The organism is Stappia sp. MMSF_3263, from assembly GCF_030733745.1.
Classification (GTDB): Bacteria; Pseudomonadota; Alphaproteobacteria; order Rhizobiales; family Stappiaceae; genus Stappia.
Map to the genome: position 1 here is coordinate 19,476 of NZ_JASHIK010000008.1, position 24,639 is coordinate 44,114.

Annotated in this window: 16 protein-coding genes, 1 tRNA gene and 4 pseudogenes; 9 read left to right on the forward strand and 12 right to left on the reverse strand. The window is 58.6% G+C overall.

What is annotated here, in order from left to right; translation table 11 throughout:
• Positions 1-37: 37 nt before the first annotated feature.
• On the reverse strand, positions 38-841 hold the full coding sequence (locus RBB46_RS10600) for an SH3 domain-containing protein (RefSeq protein WP_306028956.1): 804 nt from the start codon (positions 839-841) through the stop codon (positions 38-40).
• A 221-nt stretch (positions 842-1,062) separates the two neighbouring features.
• On the opposite strand from RBB46_RS10600, the pseudogene RBB46_RS10605 reads away from it, so the two are divergent.
• A pseudogene (locus RBB46_RS10605) lies at positions 1,063-1,302 on the forward strand (transposase); the annotation flags it as partial.
• Positions 1,303-1,747: 445 nt separating this feature from the next.
• Here RBB46_RS10605 and fusA read toward each other — a convergent pair.
• The 7 genes and pseudogenes from fusA to RBB46_RS10640 all read right to left on the reverse strand — a co-directional run bounded on the left by fusA (position 1,748) and on the right by RBB46_RS10640 (position 10,682).
• A complete protein-coding gene (fusA, locus tag RBB46_RS10610; RefSeq protein ID WP_306028957.1) occupies positions 1,748-3,811 on the reverse strand; it encodes an elongation factor G in 2,064 nt (687 codons plus the stop codon).
• Between the two features lie 194 nt (positions 3,812-4,005).
• A complete protein-coding gene (locus RBB46_RS10615; protein ID WP_306028958.1) occupies positions 4,006-5,058 on the reverse strand; it encodes a hypothetical protein in 1,053 nt (350 codons plus the stop codon).
• Between the two features lie 602 nt (positions 5,059-5,660).
• Positions 5,661-6,673 (reverse strand): annotated as a pseudogene (locus RBB46_RS10620) (IS3 family transposase); the annotation flags it as partial.
• A 185-nt stretch (positions 6,674-6,858) separates the two neighbouring features.
• Positions 6,859-8,256, reverse strand: coding sequence for a restriction endonuclease (locus tag RBB46_RS10625; protein ID WP_306028959.1), 1,398 nt, complete (start codon positions 8,254-8,256; stop codon positions 6,859-6,861).
• A complete protein-coding gene (locus tag RBB46_RS10630; RefSeq protein WP_306028960.1) occupies positions 8,253-9,302 on the reverse strand; it encodes a DNA cytosine methyltransferase in 1,050 nt (349 codons plus the stop codon). Before RBB46_RS10630 ends, RBB46_RS10625 begins: the two co-directional genes overlap by 4 nt.
• Positions 9,303-9,309: 7 nt before the next feature.
• Positions 9,310-10,488 (reverse strand): DNA cytosine methyltransferase, encoded by a 1,179-nt coding sequence (locus tag RBB46_RS10635; protein WP_306028961.1) that lies wholly within the window; start codon positions 10,486-10,488, stop codon positions 9,310-9,312.
• A gap of 2 nt (positions 10,489-10,490) precedes the next feature.
• A complete protein-coding gene (locus RBB46_RS10640) occupies positions 10,491-10,682 on the reverse strand; it encodes a hypothetical protein (protein WP_306028962.1) in 192 nt (63 codons plus the stop codon).
• 410 nt (positions 10,683-11,092) lie between these two features.
• On the opposite strand from RBB46_RS10640, the gene RBB46_RS10645 reads away from it, so the two are divergent.
• Positions 11,093-11,620, forward strand: coding sequence for an antirestriction protein ArdA (locus tag RBB46_RS10645; RefSeq protein WP_306028963.1), 528 nt, complete (start codon positions 11,093-11,095; stop codon positions 11,618-11,620).
• Between the two features lie 34 nt (positions 11,621-11,654).
• Here RBB46_RS10645 and RBB46_RS10650 read toward each other — a convergent pair.
• Positions 11,655-11,996: pseudogene (locus RBB46_RS10650) on the reverse strand (transposase); the annotation flags it as partial.
• Between the two features lie 98 nt (positions 11,997-12,094).
• Here RBB46_RS10650 and RBB46_RS10655 point away from each other — a divergent pair.
• Together RBB46_RS10655 and RBB46_RS10660 are read left to right on the forward strand one after the other, a co-directional pair.
• A pseudogene (locus tag RBB46_RS10655) lies at positions 12,095-12,534 on the forward strand (lytic transglycosylase domain-containing protein); the annotation flags it as partial.
• A gap of 446 nt (positions 12,535-12,980) precedes the next feature.
• Positions 12,981-15,017, forward strand: a complete 2,037-nt coding sequence (locus RBB46_RS10660) for a DUF3363 domain-containing protein (RefSeq protein ID WP_306028964.1) — start codon at positions 12,981-12,983, stop codon at positions 15,015-15,017.
• A gap of 333 nt (positions 15,018-15,350) precedes the next feature.
• Here the strand turns inward: RBB46_RS10660 and RBB46_RS10665 are convergent, their stop codons facing one another.
• Positions 15,351-16,997, reverse strand: coding sequence for an ATP-dependent endonuclease (locus RBB46_RS10665; RefSeq protein ID WP_306028965.1), 1,647 nt, complete (start codon positions 16,995-16,997; stop codon positions 15,351-15,353).
• A gap of 468 nt (positions 16,998-17,465) precedes the next feature.
• Here RBB46_RS10665 and RBB46_RS10670 point away from each other — a divergent pair, with 468 nt between their 5' ends.
• Positions 17,466-18,221, forward strand: a complete 756-nt coding sequence (locus tag RBB46_RS10670; protein ID WP_306028966.1) for a trypsin-like peptidase domain-containing protein — start codon at positions 17,466-17,468, stop codon at positions 18,219-18,221.
• A gap of 406 nt (positions 18,222-18,627) precedes the next feature.
• On the opposite strand, the gene RBB46_RS10675 is transcribed toward RBB46_RS10670, so the two are convergent.
• Positions 18,628-18,915: a helix-turn-helix transcriptional regulator gene (locus RBB46_RS10675; protein WP_336623157.1), complete on the reverse strand. Its 288-nt coding sequence runs from the start codon at positions 18,913-18,915 to the stop codon at positions 18,628-18,630.
• 90 nt (positions 18,916-19,005) lie between these two features.
• Between RBB46_RS10675 and RBB46_RS10680 the strand changes: the two genes are divergently transcribed.
• The 3 genes from RBB46_RS10680 (at position 19,006) to RBB46_RS10690 (ending at position 22,574) form a co-directional block, all read left to right on the forward strand.
• Positions 19,006-19,731, forward strand: a complete 726-nt coding sequence (locus RBB46_RS10680) for a hypothetical protein (RefSeq protein WP_306028968.1) — start codon at positions 19,006-19,008, stop codon at positions 19,729-19,731.
• Positions 19,732-20,626: 895 nt separating this feature from the next.
• Positions 20,627-20,926, forward strand: coding sequence for a hypothetical protein (locus tag RBB46_RS10685; protein ID WP_306028969.1), 300 nt, complete (start codon positions 20,627-20,629; stop codon positions 20,924-20,926).
• Positions 20,927-20,948: 22 nt separating this feature from the next.
• Positions 20,949-22,574 (forward strand): recombinase family protein, encoded by a 1,626-nt coding sequence (locus tag RBB46_RS10690; RefSeq protein WP_306029104.1) that lies wholly within the window; start codon positions 20,949-20,951, stop codon positions 22,572-22,574.
• Here RBB46_RS10690 and RBB46_RS10695 read toward each other — a convergent pair.
• Positions 22,531-22,607, reverse strand: a tRNA-Met gene (locus RBB46_RS10695). The genes RBB46_RS10690 and RBB46_RS10695 overlap by 44 nt on opposite strands.
• 287 nt (positions 22,608-22,894) lie before the next feature.
• Here RBB46_RS10695 and RBB46_RS10700 point away from each other — a divergent pair.
• The gene (locus RBB46_RS10700) at positions 22,895-24,604 is read left to right on the forward strand and encodes a cyclic peptide export ABC transporter (RefSeq protein ID WP_306028970.1); all 1,710 of its coding nucleotides are present in this window, start codon (positions 22,895-22,897) and stop codon (positions 24,602-24,604) included.
• Positions 24,605-24,639: the final 35 nt, after the last annotated feature.

Below are 24,639 nucleotides of genomic sequence, written 5' to 3' on the forward strand. Positions count from 1 at the left end.
GTATGATCTCCCGCAGCGCCCGCAACGTCAGAGTTCGTCATTGGAAAAGAACATATCCTCCTGACCGATCACTGAGCGTAAAGGCCATGGTCAAACCGTGGCCGGATCGGTTTCGTGCGAGAACGGCGGTTCCGTGAGCACCGTCCGTGCAATGAACAGAGACTGCCTCGCTTGCCACACTTCCAGGGACATGTTTGATGAGACCCGTGCACAAAGGTGAGCCGCCGCCAGCTTGAACGATGAGCGCGTAGGCACCTTCCCTGTGCCCAACAATCGAGCCCTTGACGGTGTCGCCGCCGTAAAAAGTGCCTTGTCCCGAGAGGTTCACATTGGCAGATATCCGGTCAGCTCCGTGCGTGAGCGACGGAGAGTTCTCCCGCATGTAGCTTTCGACAGCGTCGTGCGCGTGGCCGAGTTGCTGGCGTGAGCAGGATGATCCAGCCGCAACTCGCCGACCGGCCGGATTGTAGAGTGTCGTGCAACCGCTCCTGAACCGAACCTCGATCTCACCGCTGTTGCGCATATGCAGTTCCGGAACATCCTGCCTCTGTTCTTGCGCAGCGACGGGCGCACCGGGCTCCCGCAAGTAACGCCCCGCAACCCAGCCGGATATCTGCCCGTTTGGGGTTTCCACATGGCACCATCTGCTGTTCCCGCTTCCCCGGCAACCGAGATTGCGGAAGCGAAAACCATTCGGCGCCGTGGTGACGATCGGGTGCTGGGCGCTCGGACCATTGCGCACATTCAGATGATCGTTGGCCGCCACACCGGTGACCTGCCAATAGTCCGGTCCCGTCTGGGCATAGGCATTGCTTGCCGGAAAAAGAAGCAGGACCGACATGATCCACCCGACGGCGCCACATCGCCAAGACCGACGTGTTTCGCTCCCGGAAGACCAATCACCGGCAGATACTCTGTACTGCATTGTCCCCTCCTTGGTCTCACGCCCTCGGTGGCATGACACATCATGATTGCAGCCACACGCATACTCAACCACAAACGAAAATTAGGATGGATGGATAGCCGAGACACAGAAAGGGCTTATCGGATGCCGAACGGCGCTACATCGCGCCGGGCAAGCCGATGCAGAACGGTTATGTCGAGAGCTTCAACGGGCGCCTGAGGGACGAGTGCCGTAACGGACATCTCTTCACCAGCTATCGCCCTGCTCGCGAGATCATCTAGAAATGGAGGATCGACTACAATTTGAACCGACCGCACACGAGCCTTGACGGGCTCACCCCGAACGAATTTGCAGCCCGGCCCGCAATGGACCACAAGGTGAACAGGGCTAACTTATAGACGCGGACAGAACGGGAAGCAGGTCAAAGGCTTCGGAGGTCACAGCGCCCCTCGAACAGAACAAGGTTGTTGAAGTCATTGCAGTTGATTTGGCCGAGAACTGAAGCATTTTGCCCCATCCCGTCGAGCTCAACCGCACACACTTCAAAACCAGAATGCAACCCCGGGCGTTCCACGCGCAGACGTACTCATAGCGCGCGAGATTTAAGCATCTGAAATTTTATGAAAATTTGGTAGCGGAGGAGCGCAGCCGCCGATACAGTCCTGCCACCGAATTCACTTGTTGAGGTGTAGCGCGCGCTCGGAATCACGCCCAACTCCAGCACTCATTCGAATGGCCTAGCCCAAAAGGAACCTGAATGTTCAGCTAAACAGTCCAAACGACTCATTCTCCCCACCTTTCAGCTGGCAAGGCGAGCTAGGCGCTGACTAAAAGTATTGAGTTTCAAGCATAACTAGCGTGAACGTTCGCAGCGACAGCCTGCGGAACCTCCTCGTAGTGGTCGAACACCATCGAGTACTGTGCGCGACCCTGCGACATCGAGCGCAGGCCGTTGACATAACCGAACATGTTGGCCAGCGGCACCATGGCGTTCACCGCAGTGACGACACCGCGATTCTCGGTGCCGGTGATCTGGCCACGACGGGAGTTCAGATCGCCGATGACGTCGCCCATGTAGTCTTCCGGCGTCACCACCTCGACCTTCATGATCGGCTCGAGCAGCTTCGGAGCGGCCTTCTGAATGGCCTCACGGAAACCGGCACGGGCCGCGATCTCGAACGCCAGCACCGAGGAGTCGACGTCGTGGTAAGCACCGTCGATGAGGGTGGCCTTGATGTCGACCATCGGGAAGCCTGCCAGCGGGCCCGAGGACATGACGCTCTCGATACCCTTGGTGACGCCCGGGATGTACTCCTTCGGGACCGAACCACCCACGATCGTGCTCTGGAACGAGTAGCCGGCACCGGTCTCGTTCGGCTCGATCACCAGCTTGATGCGGGCGAACTGGCCCGTACCGCCGGTCTGCTTCTTGTGAGTGTAGTCGACTTCCGCCTGACGGGTGATCGTCTCGCGGTAGGCAACCTGCGGCGCACCAATGTTCGCCTCGACCTTGAACTCGCGCTTCATGCGGTCGACGATGATGTCGAGATGAAGCTCGCCCATGCCGGCGATGATGGTCTGGCCGCTTTCCTCGTCGGTCTTGACGCGGAAGGACGGATCCTCGGCAGCCAGACGGTTGAGCGCGAGGCCCATCTTCTCCTGGTCGCCCTTGGTCTTCGGCTCGACGGCGATCTCGATGACCGGATCCGGGAACTCCATGCGCTCCAGGATGACCGGCTTCAGCGGGTCGCACAGCGTATCGCCAGTGGTGGTGTCCTTCAGGCCGGCGATGGCAACGATGTCGCCAGCGTAAGCCACTTCGATGTCCTCACGCGAATTCGCGTGCATCTGCATCATGCGGCCGACGCGCTCCTTCTTCTCCTTCACCGTGTTCTGGAGAGACACGCCCTTGTTCAGGACGCCGGAGTAGATGCGGCAGAAGGTCAGCGAACCGACGAACGGATCGTTGGCGATCTTGAAGGCCAGCATGGAGAGCGGCTCTTCGTCGCCCGACTTGCGGACCGTCTCGGCCTCGGTCTTGGGATCGATGCCCTTGATCGCCGGAACCTCGATCGGGCTCGGCAGGTAATCGACGACGCCGTCGAGCAGGGGCTGCACGCCCTTGTTCTTGAACGCCGAACCGCAGAACACCGGAACGAACTCGCTGTTGATGGTGCCCTTGCGGATGAGCGCCTTCAGGCCCTCGTCCGTCGGCTCCACGCCCTCGAGATAGGCTTCCATCGCGGCCTCTTCGGCCTCGACGGCGGTCTCGATCATCAGATCGCGGTATTCCTGGGCCTTGTCGGCCAGGTCAGCCGGGATGTCGACCTCGTCCCAGGCAGCGCCGAGCGACTCGTCGCGCCAGATCAGGGCCTTCATCTTGATCAGGTCGACGACGCCGGCGAACTCGCTCTCAGCACCCACCGGGAGCTGCATGACGAGCGGCTTCGCACCGAGGCGCGTCTTGATCATCTCGACGCAGCGGTAGAAGTCCGCACCGAGCTTGTCCATCTTGTTGACGAAGATCATGCGCGGGACATGATACTTGTCGGCCTGACGCCAGACGGTCTCGGTCTGCGGCTCGACACCGGCATTGGCATCGAGCAGGGCGACCGCACCGTCGAGCACGCGCAGGGAGCGCTCCACCTCGATGGTGAAGTCGACGTGACCCGGCGTGTCGATGATGTTCAGGCGCTTGTTGTTCCAGAACGCAGTGGTGGCAGCGGACGTGATCGTGATGCCACGCTCCTGCTCCTGCTCCATCCAGTCCATCGTGGCGGCGCCGTCATGGACTTCGCCGATCTTGTGGCTCTTGCCGGTGTAGAAGAGAATCCGCTCGGTCGTCGTGGTCTTGCCCGCATCGATGTGGGCGATAATTCCGAAATTGCGGTAATTTTCGATTGGCATTGCGTTAGTACGCAATCGGGGCGCACTCTTTGTTTTTTCTTGCGCTTTACCCTCTTCTAAAAATCGTCGAGCCAACGCCACCCTCTCGGGAGCAAGCGTCTCGAGACCGATTTGCAACCTATGCCGATGCTCGTCTTCGATGGAAAGCGAACTTAGAAAATCATGCAAATACTCAGAATCTTCTTGAAATTTGGTCACGCAGCCACCTCTCTGCCGGAGACGTGGCGCACAAGTTCGTCGATCACCCCTTGGGAAAAAATGGAAATTGATACATCATCTAATCTTGAGGAGAGTCTCGAAATATGGAAATTTAACTCTCTATTCGCGTCAAATAACTCCTCCCTCCAAAGATGTGATTTCTCAAATTTACTGGAAGAGATTCTTTCAACAATGATTTTAATTTCCTCAATCTCACGCATCTTAAAATCACAAGAATTAATAATAAAGTTAGTGATTTTATCTGACAAATCACCGAGAAAACACACCCTCGAAAGAGACAGGCAGCGCTTCAATGCCTTCACATAATTCTGATCTTCAAAATAGATTCTAGCCTGCCCTAGGAGCCAGTGTATGTAGCGCCCGATTTCGTATGGATCGGCCAGCTCATTCGGAACCGCCAACGTCGGCACCATATGGACTTCTTGCGCCGCGAATGTCTTGTCCATCGCAGCGCTTCGCCAATCATCGTCGCAAAATATCATGACGTTGGACACATCACACGGACGAAATCCCTTGACTTTTCCAAAAAAATCTATTTTTCCAAAGGAGGTATTTGAAATCGACGGATCTATACCGTTTAGTGCACATTCAATATCAGAAAAATCATCTTCCGCCCCCCAAATCCGCCCGTCAAAATACAACTTCTCAAAGTACAGATCATCTTCATTTCGAAATTTATTGGTTAAAGAATTAAAAATATCTGCATGATCAGAAGAAACATACTCACAAAAATCAAAATCACCATTTGTGACGCTGGACTTTATTACTGCAGCACTACCAGATAAGCAAACAATTGAATCGCGGAGCGTTCTGACTTTGCGCGAAAGAAGCCAAATAGCATCCAGCTCTCGCTCACTCGGAAATGCGGGAACAATATGATAGGGAGCTCGAACAACTGCAGGAGGATCGACGCGAATTAGATAGCCCGGATGCTTCTCGTCAGCAATCCAGCCCTGATATGCCCCCTCATGCAAAATAGAAAAGCCCGAAAGGAAGCTTTCTAAGCTTTTTCTGAGCGCCAAATACATAGAATCACCCCTGAAATCTCCAGAGAAATTCCTATTGCTCTCATAAAAATCCAAGCATGCGGAGAAAATACTAGACGGACTTCTATCTATTGCCATAAATTTTACTTCTCAGAGAAATGCTCACCATCTGCCAGGGAAAGCCAAACCTCCACCGTTGATCGAGGTCAGCGTAGATATTCGAACAACTTTCACAGGGCAAGTCAAGATGTAGAATAGCAGACACCATGCCCCCCCCACGTTGATATCTGGACACTCGCAAAACGTTGTGATTTCAGCTGGGTTTCAGGCTGATGCTCAGCAGCAGAAGGTTGCAACGCGATGCAGACGGAAGTGAAGAAGTTTCTCACGTTGCGGCCGCAGCGACTTGCGATCCTGCAGAACTCCTTCGGCTCGTCCACGTCCGCTTCATCGCGTTTCTGCCCTAAATAGAGGTACGGCCAAAAACAATTTTTCCATTCCCTTGTTTTGCCGGGCAGATATTGGGCAGAGATCAATGCGACGATGCTCCCCGCTGAGTCAAAAAACCAACTGGCCGTAGCCAAAGCCCTGTTCAGACATTTGAATAAATGCTCGCTCTCGTGGCCCATCAAACAGCGGCTCGAGCGCCAATCCTCCGACTTTTCAGCGGCGTGTCGGCAAGGGTCACGAACCAGTGGGCGTTCAGGCATTCCGCCCTGAAGCGACCATTGAAGGCTTCGATGTATGCGTTGTCGGTCGGCTTTCCCGGCCTGCTGAAGTCGAGCATAACGCCTTTCGCATAGGCCCATAGGTCGTCGAGGTCGCGGGAGACGAACTCTGAGCCTTGGTCGACGGCGGATCGTCTTCGGATAGCCGATCATCGGACAGACCTGTTCCAGCGACCTGACCACGTCCTCCGCCCGATAGCTGAACCGGGGATCGAGCACAGGCACATAGCGGGAGAATGTGTCGACGACCGTCAGTACACGTATCTTCTTGCCCGTCGCGAGCTGATCGTGGACGAAGTCCATGGCCCAGACGTCGTTCGGGCCCACTGCTTCCTTGCGGTCGTCACGGAGCTTCGCCTTCACGCGCCGCTTCGGCGTCTTGTTCCTGAGCTGCAAGCCCAAGTCCCTGTAAATGCGTTAGGTTCGCTTCACGTTGATGTCCCAGCCCTCGCGCTTCAGAAGGACGTGGACACACCGGTAGCCGTAGCGCACGCGTGTCGCGCAGATCTCCTCGATCCGAGCTTCGATGCCGGCCTGATCGCGGCGACGGGACTTGTAGTGATAGGTCGAGGTGTCGAATTCCAGAACCCGGCACGCCCGCCGGATCGACACGTTCCACTCATCACACATCTGCGTCATCAGTTCGCGTTTGCGACCAGGCCTCACAGTTTTCGGCGAATGACGTCCTGCAGCATCTCCTTGTCCAGAGAGAGATCGGCCACCAGCTTCCGGAGCTTGCCGTTCTCGTCCTCAAGCTGCTTCAGTCGCTTCATCTCGGTTCGCAGCAATCCGTCGTATTTCTTCTTCCAGTTGAAGTAAGTCGCCTAGCTGATCCCAGCCCGACGAGAGATCTCCGCAACGGGGATTCCATCCGCCCCATGTTTCAGAATGAATGCCTTCTGCGCGTCCGAAAACTTCGATGCCTTCATCGCTTCCGCTCCTCCCAGCCAGGAGATGTTACCGCGGAAAGCCCCACTTTCGAACGATCCAGTTTACGGGGATCAGAGCACCACCCCATGAGGATAGATGCCAGATCGGGCGGCACGTTGCCAATAGAGATGGAGTTGGCCTGAGAACCATCAAGTGGCCGGGACAACACGATGAGCCGCTGCCTTCAAGCTTCCGCATCGGGCGCGATCGGTTGGCTGCGTTTCTGCGCCATCACGCTGGCGGAATTTTTGGCGACATAATCGAGCAGCACACCAGCACCTTTATCGAGATAGTTGCGCACGATCGCACCATTCAACAACAGGAACTGGAGATGGGTCGCCTGCGTGATCTCGCGGGCATAGGCGACCGCCTCACTAGAGAAGTCGCTGGTCGTCACCACCGCCACGACATGCGCCTTGGAATAGATGGCGAGGCCGACTTCCTTGGCAACATCGCCAAGGCTGACCCGCCCACGGACGCATTTGCACTGAAAGTTCCAGCGCGAAAAGAGCAGGCTCTTGCCTTCGGCGGTCAGGTCCACCTCGGCATAGGCCGTGTCGCGGCTGCGCAGGCGGAACGCACGCGGCTCAAGCCCGATGTCGAGGATCATCTTGAGCGCGAGCAGTTCAAGGCCAAGCCCGCGCTCATAAGTCTGATCGCTGGCCAGCAATCGTTTGACCTCGGCGGCGGGCAAATCAATCTTGGCGCGCAGGTCTGACGGGATCACCTGGTCAAAATCGGGCATCACGGCTTCGATCGGGATGCCAAGCAATTTGGCCGAGGGCGCGATCGGGCCGCTTTTGCCACCGCGCCCCCTGCTCGTCGTCGCGGGCAGTTCGAGCCAGCCAGCTTCAGCCAAGGGTTTGATGACCTTAGCGCGGATTTGATCCTCGTCGAACCGGGCGCGATGATCGCGAAGACACTCATCGATGATCTGCTTGGCCCCAATCTCGCCGCCACCGTTGCTTTCGGCAACACGCCGCAGCACCTGCAGGAAAATCTGCTGGTTGAGCGGAAGGTCGGCAAAGCTCGAGCGTTCCGACGCCGAAATGCCAAGCACGGCTTTCATAACAGCTTCATTGGGCTGCGGATTGGCATTGCCGCTGCGCTCAAACAGTCCGGCCTCGATTATCCAGTTGAGCAACGTCGTGTGGTCGGTGGTCGCGTTCGACAGTCCTTCGATCCCGATGATCTCAAGCTCGCGCTTCAGGCTGTCCTTGCTCAACCTCTCTCCGCGCGTGTTGAGCGAGCGCACCGCGTCGATGATCGCCATGCCGTTGCTCGTATCGACGATATGCCGAGTCATGAGTTGGGCGGCCGTGACCGCGTCGGGTGCAGCAAGGATCACCTTGCCCGCCTCGGTGAGACCCGGCGGCGTCCGGGTCATCAGCCCGAGGCTGGTCAAGGTCGCCGGGATATTAGTGCTGGCGCGTTTGTTACCGGCGCTTTTGAAAAAGACGCGGTCCCATTCGGCGACGATCGCTGGGAAATTCGGCGCCAGCGTATCAAGGATGCGTAGCGGCTCGCGCACATCGCCGATGATGCCCGGCGAGAAATCATTGAACGAAGGCAGGCGCCTCATGCGGCGTCACGCAACTTTGCGCCGATCGCCTCGGCAACGCTGCGGCCGACCGCCGCCGCCAGCATCGGTGGCACTGCATTGCCGATCTGGCGCCATTGCTGCTCGATCGTGCCGGCCAACTCGAACGCGTCCGGAAAAGTCTGCAGCCGTTTGATCTCGCTGATCCGCAAGATGCGGTTGCGCCAATGGAACGGCCCCATATTGTTCGAGCGGCGTGCCTGAATCGTCCAGGACGGCATGTCCGGGCTTAGCTTGAGCAGGAACGACCAGTAGCGCCCGCGCCATTTGAAGCGGGGTGAGGGATGGCCGCGCTTTTCGGTGAAATAGAGGTAATTGTCGCCCGGCGGCACCTGACGCAGCAGATCATGATGCTGACCACCGGCGAAATGGCCCTCGTCGCAGGCATTTTCCTCGGTATCGAGATCGTGCAGCACCTCGCCAGTGTTCACCCAGGGTAGAAGCCCTGACGTTGGTTCGCGGCTATGGGTCGGGTGGGGCAGCATGACCTTGTCATCGAGCGATCCGACGACGAAGCAACGCTCGCGGATCTGCGGCACTCCAAAATCGGCGGCGTTGAGCACATCCGTGCTGACCTTATAGCCAAGCTTCTCTGCCCGCTCGATGATCGTCTCGAGCGCATCGGCATGGACCTTGTATGCGAGCCCCTTAACATTCTCGAGAATGAAGGCGCGCGGGCGCACCCAGTCGAGCATGCTCAGATATCCGTTGACCGTCTCCCAGCCATTGGGGTCCTCAAGCGCGCGCGGCTTGTCTTTGCGATAGAAACGGCTCTTAGAGAAAGGCGGGCACGGTGGACCGCCTGCAATCAGGTCGATCTCGCCAATCTTGCCGCCAAGCGTGGCGATAATGTCGGCGCGGGTGATCGCGCCGATCCGGCCGACCAGGAACGGCGTCGACGGCATCGCCCGCCGCCAGGTGTCGGCGCAGAGCTTTTCTGAATCCGAGGCCAGGACCGTGTTGAACCCAGCCTCGTGCAAGCCGAGGTCCAGACCGCCGCAGCCGCTAAACAAGCTGATACTACGCATGAATGTTTTACCTCTCGACCGTTTCAAGCACCGCTTCAACCATTCGGCGCGCAAGTGGCGGCGGAACCGCATTGCCCATCTGGCGCACCCGTTCACGTCGGCTGCCAACCAGATTATAACCTTCCGGGAAGCCCTGCAGCGCGGCCATCTCGACCGTACGAAGCCGGCGATTCGCCCAGTGGAACGGCCCGGTCCAAGGACCAGGCGACGCGGCGATCGTCCAAGACGGGCGATCCGGAGAGAGCTTGAGCAGGAAGTTCCAGAAGCGGGTTTCGGCTTCAAATGTCGGATTGGGATGGCCGGCCCAGGCGGTGTGCGCCTTGTAGTTTGAGCCCGGTGGAACGGTTCGCAGATGCTCGGCCCAACGCCCCGCGATCAACTCCTCCGGCTCGAAATACTGCGGGTGATCAAACCCTGCCAGTGCCTCACCCGCGGTTATCGCTGCCTTGCGGCCCATTTCGTTTTTGAGTGTGTGGCTTGCCTCGGGCGCAACTGGCGTGCCGCGCTTTGCGCCGAGCAGGAACACGCGCTCACGGGTTTGCGCAACACCATATTCCGCCGCATTGGCGGTGACTTGCGTTACATTATAGCCTGCTGCTTCGGCTGCGTGGCGGAAGCCGTCCAGCACCGGCTTGTTGCGCGGATGCTTGATGCTCGGGACATTCTCGAACACGAATCCGTCGGCATTGGACTCAAAGATCAGCCGCCAAAATTCTTCGACCAGGGTCCGGCGAGAATCGGCGCGCGCCTCAGTCGGCGCTGAAGGCCTCTCCATCGCGATGCCGGCGGCACGGGCGCGGCGATAGCGCGATTCCTCACCATTCTCGACCCAATAGGCCGCTTTGGAAAAGGGCTGGCACGGCGCACCACCAACGACGATCAGCGGATCGCCCGGCGCAAGCCCAGCAGCATGGCGCAGGTCGAGCCCGGTAATCGCCGCGACATCGGCTTCCAGTACGGCGTCATGATAGGAGGCGTTGGCGCGCAGAGTCTTGCAGGCGATGGCATCGAGTTCGACACACGCATGGACCTTGCAGCCAGCATCAGTCGCACCGATGCTGAGGCCACCAGCGCCAGCGAACAGATCAATGACGGGCATCTTGGCCCGTGCCGAGCGGGTAAGCGACGTCGTCGGGCTATCCGCGGTGACGTCAAGGGGCGTGGCGGGGGGATCAAGCAATGCCATGATCAGTTGCGTCGACCAAAATCGAGAGGCAGCTGCGCTTCGCGACCCTGCTCAACCAGCTGGTCGACCGCATAGCGCACCAGCCAAGCGACGCTCACCTTATGCCGCGAAGCGAGTTCCTTCAGCGCGGCCTCCTGGCCCCGGCTCAGCGACGCGGTAACGCGAACCACGCCATCTTCTGCTATTACTGCCATTGTCCCACCTCCGCTGCAACTTGCAGCAAATTTCTGCACGAAGAGTCGTTATGACGCAATAGTGGAACAGAAAGTGATCAAAAAAATGCATTGATGGGTAGCGTCGAGCTTCGGCTTCGCCCTGCTTGGGCGACGGCTTGATCCTCAGCGGGATCATCAAGGTCTCGACAGCCCTCCGCACCTAGCTAACCAATATGAAGGAAGTTGCTAAGGGCTTTGCCCTCGCGCCAGCAAGGTAAGTGGAACCGTCTGGGGCGGTATCCCTAGCCTTCCGCACTTCGCTTGTGCAGGCCGGGTGATCCCCCTCCACCCCGGCCGCCCTTGCACATTGCTACCCCAGTCTCGGCGACGGCCAGAAGGTCAGGCGCGGCGTTCCGCTTCGCTGACCTTCAGAGCCAAGGATCAGAGACATGGTCAACCTATCCGACAGCCCCCCCCGCATCTATGTCGCCTGCCTTGCCGCCTACAATAGCGGATATCTGCATGGGGCTTGGATCGACGCCGATCAGGATGTGGGCGAAATCAGGGACGAGATCACGGCCATGCTCGCACGGTCTCCTATCGAGCACGCGAAGGAATATACCATCCACGACTATGAAGGCTTCGAGGGCGTCACGCTCAGCGAATATGCCGGCATCGACATGGTGGCGCGTATGGGCGCTTTCATCGCAGAGCATGGCGCGTTAGGCGCGGGCTTACTGGAGCAGTTCGACGCCGACATGGAGCAAGTCGAATCCATCTTGGAGAATTGCTATCATGGTCAGTTCGCCAGCCTTGCTGACTACATGGAGGAGCTGACCACCGAAAGCGTCACGATCCCCGAGGCCCTGCGCTACTACGTCGATTGGGACGCGATGGCGCGTGACGCCAAGATGGGAGACGACCTGTTCACCATCGAGACCGCACACGGTGAGGTGCATGTGTTTTCCAACAAATGAAAACAGAGTCGCCTGCTCGTAAGCGGTGTGCCGGTCACACCTTTGCAGCGAAGTTCCATGGAAGCAGTTCACTGATCCGACTCTGCTGGTGGAGGCCGGCGATGGCCTCGAGGGTGGCCTTGAGATAGGCGAAGGGCTCGACGTTGTTGATCTTCGCGGTCTCGATGAGGGATGCGATGCGGCCCCAGGTGCAGCCGCCCTCGTCATGCCCGGCGAACAATGCGTTCTTCCTGTTCAAGGCAATTGGCCGAATCAAATTCTCGACACTGTTGCTATCGATCTCGACACGGCCGTCGTCGAGGAAGGTTTGCAAACCGTCCCAGTGACGATGGATGTAGGCAAGCTTCTCGCCGAGACGGGACTTGGCGGAGACCCGGAGGCGTTGCACGTGCAGCCAGTCGCCAAAGGCGGTGACAGAGGCGCGGTGTGGGCCTGCCGGGCAGAGAGCCGCTGCCCGGGTGCCATGCCGCGGATATCGGCCTCGATCCCTACAGGCCACGCGACAACATACTCGCAGGCACGGCCTACCTGCGCGACGAAATGTTCGATCGCTATGGTAATGTCGCGGCGATACTGGCGGCCTACAATGCCGGTCCCGGCCGCTATGACGAATACCTTGCGACCGGCCGCACGCTGCCGGCAGAAACGCGGGCGTATATCGCCGCGCTTGCGCCGATCTCGGCGGCGCGACTGCAACCGAAGCGCCGTCATCGGCACCGCCACCGCCGCCCGATTGGCGAGAGGCACCGCTGTTCGTCATGCGTCCGGGCGACGCGCGGGCTGTCGCCGTGCCGCCGTCCGACGCACGATCCGGCGACGGCCGCGCGACCGTTTCGGCGCGCGATCCCGTCGATGCGGAGTCGCAGGGCGACAGCATTTTCGTCGCCGACGCGAGCGGTTCGGGAACGCCATGAGAGCGGCGTTCCCGCGCTCGGCGGCGCTCATTCCGGTGTCCAGTCAGGCAGGTTTTTGCCCGGCTGGATTCCCGGCAGGAGGGGCAGAAAGGGCGGAGTGCAAGATAAAGCGAACTCGCATTCGCACTCCTGCTGGTCGTTAAGTCACTGTCTGCACATTCTTTTTGAGCTTCTTGCCTGCATCATTCTGGCGCCGTCAGGAGGTCGATTGGTGCCTGAGAGACGGATTTCCTTGTGGTTTCAATGGCTTGATATGGTGCCATTGAAAGACGGAATCCAGGCAGCTGCGCCCTTCTTGCCTTTATGTCCGCCCACTTGCGACCACGCGGCTTTCGCCCTTGAACGCTCGGAACCGTCGGCCCAGGTCAGCTCACATGGCAAACGATTTCGATGACATCTTCCGGGTCCGGCCGGGATCGCCGCACAGCCGGTGTGGCGGCGGCAAATTGGGCGGAAGTTCGTTCCGCCGCCAGGTGGAAGTGGCGGTGCGCAAGGCGGGTGGCGACCTGCGCCGCATCGGACGGATGGCCGGAAGGGGGAGCGGCCGGTTCAACGCCCGCGGCCGCGGCTCCAAGCTGGCGGCAGCATTGCCCAAAGAAGGCAGCGGCTGGAAGCGCAATGAAGGCGGGATACGCTTTCGCTCGCGTCGTGCCGTCGTGAAGGCCCGTGTCGTGAAGCTGAATGCAGGGCGCAGCGTCCGCGGTGGCCGCAGCTTCGTCACCAGCGCCAAGGCGGTCGATGCACACCTGCGCTATCTCGAACGCGACGGCGTGACCAGGGACGGCGGGAAGGGCCGCGTCTATTCCGCCTTTGAGGACGAGGCCGACGGCAAGGCCTTCATCGAGCGCGGCCGCGAGGACCGCCATCAGTTCCGCTTCATCGTCGCGCCGGAGGATGCTGCCGAGCTCAATGATCTGCGTGGCTTCACCCGGGACCTGATGCGGCAAATGGAGGATGACCTCGACACGCGGCTCGACTGGGTGGCGATCGATCACCACAACACCGGCCATCCGCACACCCACATCCTGGTGCGCGGCGTCACCGATGACGGCAAGATCCTCAACATCGCCGGCGACTACATCGCCCATGGCATCCGTCACCGGGCATCGGAACGGCTGACGCTGGAGCTCGGGCCGCAGAGCGAGCGGGAGGTTGTCAAAAAGCTCGCCAGGGAACTCGACGCCGACCGGCTGACACGGCTCGACCGGATGCTGATCTCCGAGCAACAGGACCACGGCCTGATCGATCTCAATCCGAATGCCAGCGACAGCTACACCATCCGTGCCAACCGCTATCTGCTGATCGACCGGGTGCGCAAGCTAGAGCGCATGGGGCTGGCGGGAGAAATCGACACCGGACAATGGTCGCTGTCCGCCAAGGCCGAGAAGACTTTGAGAGACCTCGGTATCCGCAACGACATCATCAAGACCATGCACCGGGCGCTGACGGTCCATGACCTGGCGGAGGAGCGGTCCCCTGGCAGCTACGAAATGCATGGGGCAAGCATCCGGGAACCGATCATCGGCCGGGTGCTGGCCAAGGGGCTGGCCGGTGACGAGATGAGCGACCGACTGTATGTCATTGTCGATGGCGTCGATGGTCGCGTTCACCACCTGGAGACGGCGGACGCGGCAAAGCTCAACGACATCGGCAACGGCCACATCGTTGCCTTGGAGCCGGTCCAGGCGAAGACCGAGCCACGATCCGCTGATATCAACATCCGCGATGCTACGGACGAGAACGGCATCTACCGGCCAGGCCACCACCTGGAGCTGGCGCGCGACAAGATCAAACGCATCGGCGGTGATCCTGATGCCTTCATCCGGTCCCATGTTCGTCGCCTCGAAGCGCTGCGCCGGGCAGGGCACGTCGAGCGCATCGACGAGAACCATTGGAAGGTTCCGCCTGACCTGCCGGAACGTGGCCTCGCCCATGACACCCGCAATAGGGGCAAGGACTTCACCGTACGCATGCTTTCGGCTTTCGATCTCGAAGCGCAGATCGGCAGCGACGGCGCCACCTGGCTCGACCGCGAGCTTGCCTCACACGACAAGACCAGGCTTGCGCCCAGCGGCTTCGGCCGGGAGGTTACCCAAGCGCTCGACAGACGCGCCTTCAAACTGATCGAGATGGACATTGCCACGCGCGATGCGACAAGCGGCGTCATCACCGTCCCGCGTGGCATGTGCCGCACGCTGGAGCGACAGGAGGTCGCCCGCGTTGGGCGCGAGATAGCCAAGGCCAGAGAGCGAGTGTTCACGACGGTGGAAATCGGCGACGAAGCACGCGGCAAGCTCGTCGGCGCCGTCAATCTCGCCAGCGGCCGCTACGCCATGCTCGACGACGGGTTCCGGTTCCATCTCGTGCCTTGGGAGCCGATGCTGGAAAAGCGGATCGGCCAGACCATCAGCACCCATATCCGAACCACCGGCGGCATCGAGTGGAGCTTTGGCCGGCAGCGCGGGATTGGTATCGGGATGTGAGCGGCATGGCATCCGTTGCTGGATAGCTGCTGGCGATCCTGCTCTTTGGACGCGTCAATTGCGCGCCAGCAGCCGTCCTCGCTAAAGCCGATCTCGAAAAGTTGTGTTTGGTGCTGTAAACTGGACTGTCAGGTCTTGGCAGCAGTCATGCAGATGGCTGCCGTTCTGCAGCCGACCCCACTATGGTCGTCCAGCGGGATACTGCTCGCCTCCGGGCCCGGACATCTGTCTTGAACGAGGCCAAATGGCTGACGTTGGAGTTTTTTCAGCCGTCCTCTCAGACTGATCTGCAGCAGCAATTGTTGTGTAGGTAGATGGCGTTTAGGGGGAATGCTAGGCGAGCAAATCTTCAAGGTTCGCCTTCAGGCTCGCTGCACGCTCGGGATAGGCAACAAGAGACTCAATCGTTGCCTCTGAGAACGCATTTCCCGGAACTTTATTTTTCAATTGCTTGAAGATGAATTTCCCCTTGGCGCCCTTTAGCGGGCGATGTTGCAACGCAGCCCACACCTCATCGTTCGTGGGACTGCCCCCGGCACTATGCAGTTCGTTATTGTGAGCTGCGCGTTGCCTAGCGAACTGTTCATTTATTGGCACTTGATGCTGAATTGAAATTTCTGTCAGCCAGTTCTCGCAAGTGTGTACTGGCTGACCGGTCAGCGCCGACAGGAACTCCGGATCGCAGAATTCGGCTTCAAGGTCGGATTGATCGGTAATCCAGAGCCGAATGCCTTCATTGGCATAGGAGTTTTTCAGTTCTAGGACCTCGTCGTCGGTAAGCGAGTCTCGATCTCGGTGCACAAGAACCTTGAACTTGTCACCGAGGGACGATCTGAGTTCCTGTGCTTCCTCCTTTGTTAGTAGATGTTTGTAGCCTCTGCCCGGAAGCACCGTCACTGCTCGCTCAAGTTCCGGCCATTGGCGGATCAGCTTCTTGAGCAGATCGTTTGTCGCGTCCTCACTAACCACAATGACTTTTTTCCCGAAAGCTCCCCAGCCCAGAGCCAGCTCGACTATCGTCCGGTCTTCAGTTTTCATTTCGCCATCCGCCAACCAGACCACGTTGGTACCCGCCGGTGCACCACGCACAATGAACGGGGAGTGCGTAGTCATGATGATCTTGATGCCTTGCGCGCCTGCAATTTGCAGCAGACTCTGTGCCAGCTTTTCCTGGACACTTGGATGCAAATGAATGTCGGGCTCGTCGATCAGCAGGATCTTTGGCTTGAACAGCAAAATGTAGCAAAATATCTGTATAAGCTGGAGGTATCCGGTGCCGAGTAGTTCAAGTGGCATTAACCGCCCATCGATCTCAGCCTCAGCGTTGATGTCGAAATCTGTCCTCTCATCAAACTTCACCTTCAGCCGGACCGGCCCTAGGAGGGGATTAAGCCAAGTCTCGATCTGAGCTAAGTTATCTGGCGAGAGAAGATCAAGGGCGTTACGCAGATATACGTTGGAGTCACCGAAGGAGCAGGCCTTTAGCACGACCCGCTTCGAGTTCTTTTGCTCAACGTTTGGAATCCCGGATATTCCGGGGATGAAGCCACTAAAAAACGTCTCAGGGCCGCGAAACTGCGTTCTTACCGGCTCAGGGAGTTCCCCCTGCACCGATATCCCAGCATTTCGTGCCGAGCGCATCTCCAACTCCGCTGTCACCTCCGCCCCATCGTTGTTCTGAAACTTGAAAAAGACCTTCGATGAGGGGCTGTTCGAGCGGTTGCCCCAGTCCGCACCGTGTCCCAATCGCCAATATTCATCAGATGGCAAATAGTCGAGGTCGCTTACTCGAACCATCGCCGTCGAACCCGCCCGTATACGGTCTGCTTGACGCATTAGACAGGACGCCAAATGCAGCGCCTGTAGTATCGAAGATTTTCCGCTCCCATTCGATCCCACGAGTATATTTAGATCCGCGAGAGGCAATTCGATTGTGTCGATGCGCTTGAATTTCTTGACCGTGACTGAATGAAGCCGCATGCCCCCCCCAATTCTGAATCATCTAGTGTTTGTATAGCACAGCAACGATCCCCTCATAGTCGTCAATAGCAGACAGTCCCCTCCCTAGCCCATTGCTGATGTCGGCGGACGCTGATTTGCCGCGGCCGACCAATTATTGCCGTTCGGGGTGCTTCCGTCGCCGCCCGAAATTTGCCATCGTTCGGCTCCCCACGGACGGCAGAGCCGCGGCCGGAAGCGGACCGGCAGGTTTTCCAATGTCCATCCGACAAAGCAGACATTGGTGCACTCCGAACGTGCCGGCGCTTTCGGCCCATACCGACCATTCGCATCGGTTAAAGCGAAGAGCCGTCATAGACCCAGATGCTCTCGACCACTTCCCCCGCCGGTCTAATATTGATTTACTGAGCACACCGGATTGATTTGGGAACGCGGAAGCGGCCGCATCGCCAGCCCATTCGTGATCGTCAGTTCATTAGGAGATACGAGTTGAACCAAATCGCCAAACCTTCAGTCCAATCTTTGCTTCTGCAAATGCGATTCAATGGACAACCGCTCTCCACTGGAACAGGATTTGTATCGCTTTCTGCAAAAGGTCCCTTATTGATTACAAACAGGCACAACGTCACCGGACGGCGCCAAGACAACGACAAGCCGATGTCCCCAACCGGAGGCGTTCCAAATGAAGTTGTGATCTTTCACAATCTCAAAGGACAGCTTGGATCTTGGGACACGAGAATTGAACCACTGTATTCTGACCCAGACAATGAAAAATTCTGTTGGGTCGAACATCCCGCTCTGGGCGCAAAAGCAGATTTCGTAGCTCTACCACTAACACAAATCGATAACGTCGAACTTTATCCGTATGATCTTGCGAACTCGGGGCCGGACATGGCGATTGGCCCTTCTGAGGTGATTAGTGTTATCGGATTCCCATTCGGGATTACCGCTGGAGGGCTTTTCCCGGTGTGGGCTACTGGATTTATCGCATCCGAGCCGATGGTGGATTTCGAAAATCTGCCAATCCAGTTGATTGATTGCCGTTCCCGCCAGGGCCAATCAGGATCGCCTGTACTCGCATACCGTTCTGGTGGCATGGTTGCGATGGCAGACGGAAGCTCTGCCGCTTACGGCGGCCCAGTTTCCAAATTAGTTGGCATATACAGCGGACGCATTAATGCCGAATCGGATCTTGGGATCGTTTGGAAAACAAAAGCAATTCTTGAATTAGTAAATAGCATTTAGGCGTCTTCTTCCACGCTTTCCTGACCTTAGTGCACAGCGCAGCGACCTCCGCTTCCCGCTCTGTCCGAACCTTAACGCGGTGCGCAGCGAACGTCTGCTTTCAGGGAATTTCTAAAGCACCATGAACGGCCGAAATGAAGGCGCATAGCGGTCGTTACTGTGGTGTGGCGTGAATGAGAACGACTGGAACCAGGCTCAAGCGGTCCCTCCATCGTGTTCACTGGCTGCGGTCTCAACGAGACGAAGCGCGTCAATACTAACCCGAAACCGAACGCCTCAGAACGACGGCGCTGGCCACCCCCGATAGTAACATGAACGTCGTGCCCAGATTGAGTGCTGATGTTTGTCTAAATCCGTCATTCTAACATGGGCATTGCTTGGCCATTCACTTAATAACTGGGCCTGTTCACGAACGAACTGGCGAACTGGTAAGCCTTACTCCGGGCCCGCCGCCATTCTCTGAGATAAATTCGATCCCAGCGGCTTCCAGAGCGCTAGAAAGCGCCTCAAGCGTTGTCTGGCGTGGGATAGTTTGGGCACCTTCAATTCTAGCGAGAGTCCGAACGGTCACCCCGGATGCACTAGCCAAATCCTCCCGCGTCCAGCCAATCAACGCTCTGGCAGCTCGCAACTGCTCGGGATAAATGTCCTTTTTCATGCCATTTCCACTTGATAATGTCACAAAAAGTGACATAATATACGCTTAAACACGCAACGGTCGCACTACGTGCTCACAACACCCCGTACGGCCTGACCACAACCCAAGCCGTTGGGAGCTCGGATCATGGCTGATTCTGAGATTAGCACGACTGTGCCTTTCGTCACCCGCAGGGAATTGCTGACAGGCACGGCGGTGGCGACCGCGATGATGCCGCTACAGCACGGCGCCATGGCCACCGCAGCGTTGGCAGGTAGCGGAGCCTTCGATCCCGCACTGTCGCTCTGGCATGAATGGAAGGCCGCCTATCATCACACCGCTACCCTGTGCCGCAAGCAGCAAGGTCTTGAGACCCAACTGGTAAGTACCATCGGCTTTCCACAAGTAGGGGTCTCTCTGCCGGGCGAGGGCTTCACCATCTCCATCTCTTCGCGCGGCGATATCCAGAAGTATTTCGGCGACCACCCCGCCTATGCTGAATTCCGCAGCCAGATCGAAACCGATCTGGCTGCTCACAAGGAACGTTGGGACGCAGAGGATAAGCGGATCGGATACTCGGCTGCCAAACGAGCGGAACGGGCCGCCGCATGCCGGGAGCAGGAGCTGATCGAGGCTTTATTGGCGACCCCCGCCACGACGTTGGCCGGAATTGCGGCCAAGCTCGATGCCGTGCTGCACGAAGGTCAAACCTCCGAAGACTGCACAGAGTTTCCCTGGCCGGAACTCCGCTCCGTAAAACACGACCTCGTGCGAATTGGTCAAGCGCTACAGCCGTGTGTTTTCATGCCGGAAGCCGAGTGCAAGGGGCCATATCCGCGTCGGTGCCGGGAAGGTCTCCACGTGCCGTCATAGCGTACGGGTGCGAGGATTTGAATTGATGCAAAGCCCATCCACACAAATACCACTCCACTAGCGAGAACACGGCCAGGGATCTAGCTGCCAAAGCTGGTTGTTTCAACACCGTGGCCACGATGGCTGCGCCATCAGCGCCAAAGGCGGGGTTTGGCTTCGCAGCATCAGAACGCAGAGCCAAAACGACGCGTGATCTGCTCGGCAACGACCTAGTCGAGCCAATTCCACGGTGCACGCTTTTCGCTCATCGCAGGTGCCCGAGAGCGGATTTGTGCATCTGACCTACAGTGTCAGCCGCCCCGAAGTACCTGGACAGGACGAGCGACCGAAAGCCTCTACGCCACAAGCCCGAGCTTGGAAGGCGCCTTGGGTACTTCCCCGCTTTGCAGAACCTTAAACCGGTCGGTCGCGATCTCGAACCGCTTCGCGGTAAGCCAAGATTAGTCTGGATAAACCGACACAAACCGGGAACATAGCAGGAAGCTTATACGGCATAATCCGAGCGGAGACACCGGCGCGCTCCAGTACACACTAACAGATGTCGCACGGGGTGTGAGCACTCACCACCATTGCCAGGAGAGCATCTCCTTTCGCACCCGGCCTTTGCTGAACGCAACTAGCGATGAGATGATGTTGGAGATCGCTGTGAACAGGACGAAACGCAAAATCGAAGGTCTACATGTCGTCAACCTTCTTGGTGCAAATGCGCCGGACAACACCAATTGCGGAAGGGCCTAGCCCAAAATTTTACCAATACTAAAAATACGATGAAATACGATGTCGCTGTAAAGTTATTAACTTTCTACGCAGAGGAACGATGCTGATATGAACCCTATTTCAATTTAAACTGACCTGATCGATCATTCTTCTGTCTGAGAAGAAATGGAGTCAGGATATGGAAGATCGAGATGCCTCGAAACGGCAGAACATCTCCTCCGCAAACGACAACCGCCCACAAGCACAGGACCAGAACTTGGCAGCGACGCAGGAACACCAGTCAGGGCAAAAGAGCGACGACGCATCCGACTTTGCGCAGTGGCAACATGTCGACAGGGCGGCGTTGTCCCTGGCCCAGCTGATCGGGCGGCGGATCGCACGCGAGCACTTCAAGGCTTTGCAATCGGTGGCGACAAACGACAACCTGCCTGCGACAGCGGGAATAGAAGGACAGGACAAGAAAGAAAACGAGGAATAGGCACCGGAGAAAGGAGATCAGGATGGCACGCGTTGCCCTCTATGCACGCTATTCGTCGGACAACCAGCGAGAAGCCTCAATCGCGGATCAGTTCCGGCTATGCGAGGAATATGCAGTGCGCGAGAGTTGGCGGATCGTCGAGCGCTATTCAGATGCGGCGATTTCCGGCTCCAGCGTGATCCTGCGACCAGAAATTAAGAAGCTTTTGGCAGACGCACAGAGTGGCCAGTTCGATATTGTGCTGGCGGAGGCGCTTGACCGTCTGTCGCGGGATCAAGAAGACATCGCGGGCCTTTTCAAGCGGCTACGTTTTTCAGGCGTCAAGATCGTGACCTTGTCCGAGGGCGACGTGGACGAACTTCACGTCGGTTTGAAAGGCACTATGAACGCATTGTTCCTGCGTGACCTCGCCGCCAAGATCAGACGTGGTCAAAGCGGGCGTGTCGTCAACGGCTTTTCCGCAGGCGGCCTGTCCTATGGTTATCGTGTGGTCAAGAAGGTCGATGAACGCGGCGAACCTATCCGTGGACTTCGTGAGATTGACGAAGAGCAAGCCGATGTGGTGCGAAGGATCTTCCGCAGGTTTGCATCCGGTCAGTCGGCACGTGCGATTGCTGGATGCCTGAACCGGGAGGGCATCCCCTCCCCCTCAGGCAGCGAATGGGCCGCCTCGACCATCAACGGTAATCTCAAGCGAAGAAGCGGGTTTCTCTACAACGAGGCTTACATTGGCTTGCTCGTTTTTAACCGCGTTCAAATGGTCAAGGATCCTGAAACTGGCAAGCGCATATCGCGACCGAATCCACCCGAGAAGTGGCAGATCGTGGACGCACCGCATCTGCGCATTATCGATGATGAACTGTGGGACGCCGTACAAGCGCGCAAGAAGCTCTATGGGGGGACACGGCTCCATCATCGCCGACGGCCAAAGCATATGTTTTCGGGGTTGGTTCGGTGCGCTTGCTGCGGCGCTTCCTATACCGTGAAAAGCAAGGATCAGCTTTCTTGTTCGGCTCACCGTGAAAAGGGAACGTGTGACAACGGCAGAACCATTCGAGTTGGCACGCTGGAGCAACGTGTCCTTGAGGGTATTAAGAAGCGCCTTTTGGCACCCGATGCCATAGCTGGTTTTCTCGCCGAATATCATTGCGAGCAGAAACGTCTGAACGCCATCAATCGTCAGCACCGCAGGGAAGCAGAAAAACGGCTTGGCGGCATCGACCGGCAAATCAGCAACATCATCGATGCAATCGCCGAAGGCGTTGCGACGGTCAGTATGAAATCGAGGCTGCTGGAACTGGAGCGAGAAAAAGAGAACCTGTCGGAAGAACTCGAGACGCTGGCGTCAGCGGAGAACATCGTTGAGTTCCACCCAGCAATGGTCGAAGCATACCGACAGAAAGTTGCAGAACTTCAGAGTGCGCTGGGTAGAGATGAATGCGAATGTCTTGAAGCTGCGAATATTATCCGTTCTCTGGTAACCGGGATCGAGATCACACCGAAGGAGGGGCGCGGGCAGCTGCAGATAAAGGTACACGGCGCACTAGCGGAGCTACTCAATCTTCCACAACGCAACCTAGGTGAACCTCCTAGGACTGCACTGGTGGTAGCGGAGGAGGGACTCGAACCCCCGACACGCGGATTATGATTCCGCTGCTCTAACCAACTGAGCTACTCCGCCGATCCGGCTGCAGGCGTGTCGCCCGCGCGAATGTGTGCCGGATATAGTCGGCGCCGAAGCCGTGTGTCAAGTGACCAGCGCGGCCGCCTGGCGCATTCTCCCCAGCCCCGCCTGCCCCGCGTTCATCACGCCCCGGCGCACGCCCTCACCTGCCCCGCGCTTCGTTGCTCGCCGTCCGCTCGGCCGTGTCACCTCGTCGCCGGCATCGCGGTTTCCTCACACGTGGTTTTCGGCTAAGGCAAGGCCCGGGGCACGGTGCGTTCCACCACGGCAAACGGGGCAATTGCGTGAGCAACGAGGCAAACGGGCAAGCAGAGGCTGAGCGCACCACGAAACATGCCCGCACCGGGCTGGGCGCGCTGCTGCGCTTCCTGCTGCGCGACGGCAACCTGCTTCACTCGCCGGTTCTGGCCTATGCGGTGCTCGCCAGTCTGACCCGGTCCGGGATGATATTCTCGATCAATGCGCTGGCCGCAAGCGCCGCGATCGCCGCCGGCGACGTCGCCCTGCTCTTCGGTTCGATCGCCGCCACGCTGACCTTCTCCCATCTCGCGCGCGTCAACAGCTTCCGGCTGGTGCTGACGACCAAGCGCCGCCTGCGCACCCGCCTGAGCCGGCAGTTGCTCGATACCGATTCCGGCTTCTTCGCCCGCAACGACCAAGGCAAGATCTATTCCATCGTCACGCACGAGGTGAACCAGATTTCCTCCGCATCGGTGAACCTCATCGAGTCGCTCGAGGCGATGCTGCTGATCGCCTTCTGCATTCCCTATCTCTTCTATCTGTCGTGGCCAAGCGGACTGGCAACGCTCGCTGCTGTGCTGCTCGGCTGCGTGGGCTATGTGCTGGCCCAAGCCCCTGCCCAGGAGAACGCGGAAGCCGCCTCGCGGGTCGAATGGCAGTTCTTCGACCGGATCAACGACGTCTTGCGAGGATTCAAGGAGTTGCGCTTGCGCACGGCGCGCAAGGACGACCTGCAGGACGACATCATCGATCTGGCCGCCCGCGAAAGAGAACTCAAGATTCGCTCCGAGCGGCTGTTCAGCCTCGGCCATGTCACGGCCCAGGGCGTCATGATGGGACTGCTCTGCCTGGTCGTCGTCGGGCTGCCGCTGATGGCCGGCACCGAGCCGGCAACAGTGCTGCAGGTGCTCACGGTCGTTCTCCTCACCTATGGCCCGGTCGAGACGGTGATGGGCAATCTCTCGTCCTTCTCGCGCGCAGCCGTGTCGCATCGGCTGATACAGGGGTTGGAAAAGGAACTGGAGGGCGACGCCGCCCATGTCGAAACGGTCCCCGCCCCGCTGCGGTCGGGCTTCCGCTCCATTCGCCTGAAGGGCGTCACAACGACACTGACAAGTCCTGGCGGCGGCGATGACCGCTTCGTCGTCGGCCCGCTCGACCTGACGCTGGTGCCGGGAGAGGTGGTTTTCATCTGCGGCGGCAACGGTGCCGGCAAATCGACGCTGATCTCGCTGCTCACCGGGCTGCGTCAGCCGGATGCAGGGGAGATATGCCTTGACGACGAACCCGTGACCCCGGGCAGGCTCGACACCTATCGCGGCCTGTTCAGCGCTGTCTTCAGCGAGTTCCACCTGTTCTCGCGGCTCTACGGCCTGACTGACCAGGAGCGCGACCGCATTCCGGCGAGCCTCGATCAGCTCGACCTCTCCCATCGCGTCGAGGTCAGGGACAATGCCTTTTCCACGCTGGCGCTCTCCAGCGGCCAGAAGCGCCGCCTGGCGCTCTCCGTCGCGCTGGCGGAGCGCCGCCCGGTCGTCGTGCTCGACGAGTTCGCCGCAGATCAGGATCCAGCACACCGGGCCCTTTACTACGACGTGCTGGTTCCGCAGATGGCCCGCGACGGCCACCTCGTCATCGCCGTCACCCACGATGAACACTGCTTCGACAAATGCGACCGGCTGATCCGCATGGAGGCCGGACGGATCGTCTCGGACACGCGGCAGCATCGCGCTGCCAGCCCGGTCGCAAAGTGAGGCGAACCGCCGGTCGGGCGGGCGCGCAGGAGGCC

What these genes read in the sequence shown, in the direction of transcription:
- RBB46_RS10615 (WP_306028958.1), bottom strand. Translation starts at nt 5,058, where the DNA reads ATGTATTTGGCGCTCAGAAAAAGCTTAGAAAGCTTCCTTTCGGGCTTT.
- RBB46_RS10665 (WP_306028965.1), bottom strand. Translation starts at nt 16,997, where the DNA reads ATGCGGCTTCATTCAGTCACGGTCAAGAAATTCAAGCGCATCGACACA.
- fusA (WP_306028957.1), bottom strand. Translation starts at nt 3,811, where the DNA reads ATGCCAATCGAAAATTACCGCAATTTCGGAATTATCGCCCACATCGAT.
- RBB46_RS10690 (WP_306029104.1), top strand. Translation starts at nt 20,949, where the DNA reads ATGGCACGCGTTGCCCTCTATGCACGCTATTCGTCGGACAACCAGCGA.
- RBB46_RS10680 (WP_306028968.1), top strand. Translation starts at nt 19,006, where the DNA reads ATGGCTGATTCTGAGATTAGCACGACTGTGCCTTTCGTCACCCGCAGG.
- RBB46_RS10640 (WP_306028962.1), bottom strand. Translation starts at nt 10,682, where the DNA reads ATGGCAGTAATAGCAGAAGATGGCGTGGTTCGCGTTACCGCGTCGCTG.
- RBB46_RS10675 (WP_336623157.1), bottom strand. Translation starts at nt 18,915, where the DNA reads ATGTCACTTTTTGTGACATTATCAAGTGGAAATGGCATGAAAAAGGAC.
- RBB46_RS10635 (WP_306028961.1), bottom strand. Translation starts at nt 10,488, where the DNA reads ATGGCATTGCTTGATCCCCCCGCCACGCCCCTTGACGTCACCGCGGAT.
- RBB46_RS10685 (WP_306028969.1), top strand. Translation starts at nt 20,627, where the DNA reads ATGGAAGATCGAGATGCCTCGAAACGGCAGAACATCTCCTCCGCAAAC.
- RBB46_RS10600 (WP_306028956.1), bottom strand. Translation starts at nt 841, where the DNA reads ATGTCGGTCCTGCTTCTTTTTCCGGCAAGCAATGCCTATGCCCAGACG.
- RBB46_RS10630 (WP_306028960.1), bottom strand. Translation starts at nt 9,302, where the DNA reads ATGCGTAGTATCAGCTTGTTTAGCGGCTGCGGCGGTCTGGACCTCGGC.
- RBB46_RS10645 (WP_306028963.1), top strand. Translation starts at nt 11,093, where the DNA reads ATGGTCAACCTATCCGACAGCCCCCCCCGCATCTATGTCGCCTGCCTT.
- RBB46_RS10625 (WP_306028959.1), bottom strand. Translation starts at nt 8,256, where the DNA reads ATGAGGCGCCTGCCTTCGTTCAATGATTTCTCGCCGGGCATCATCGGC.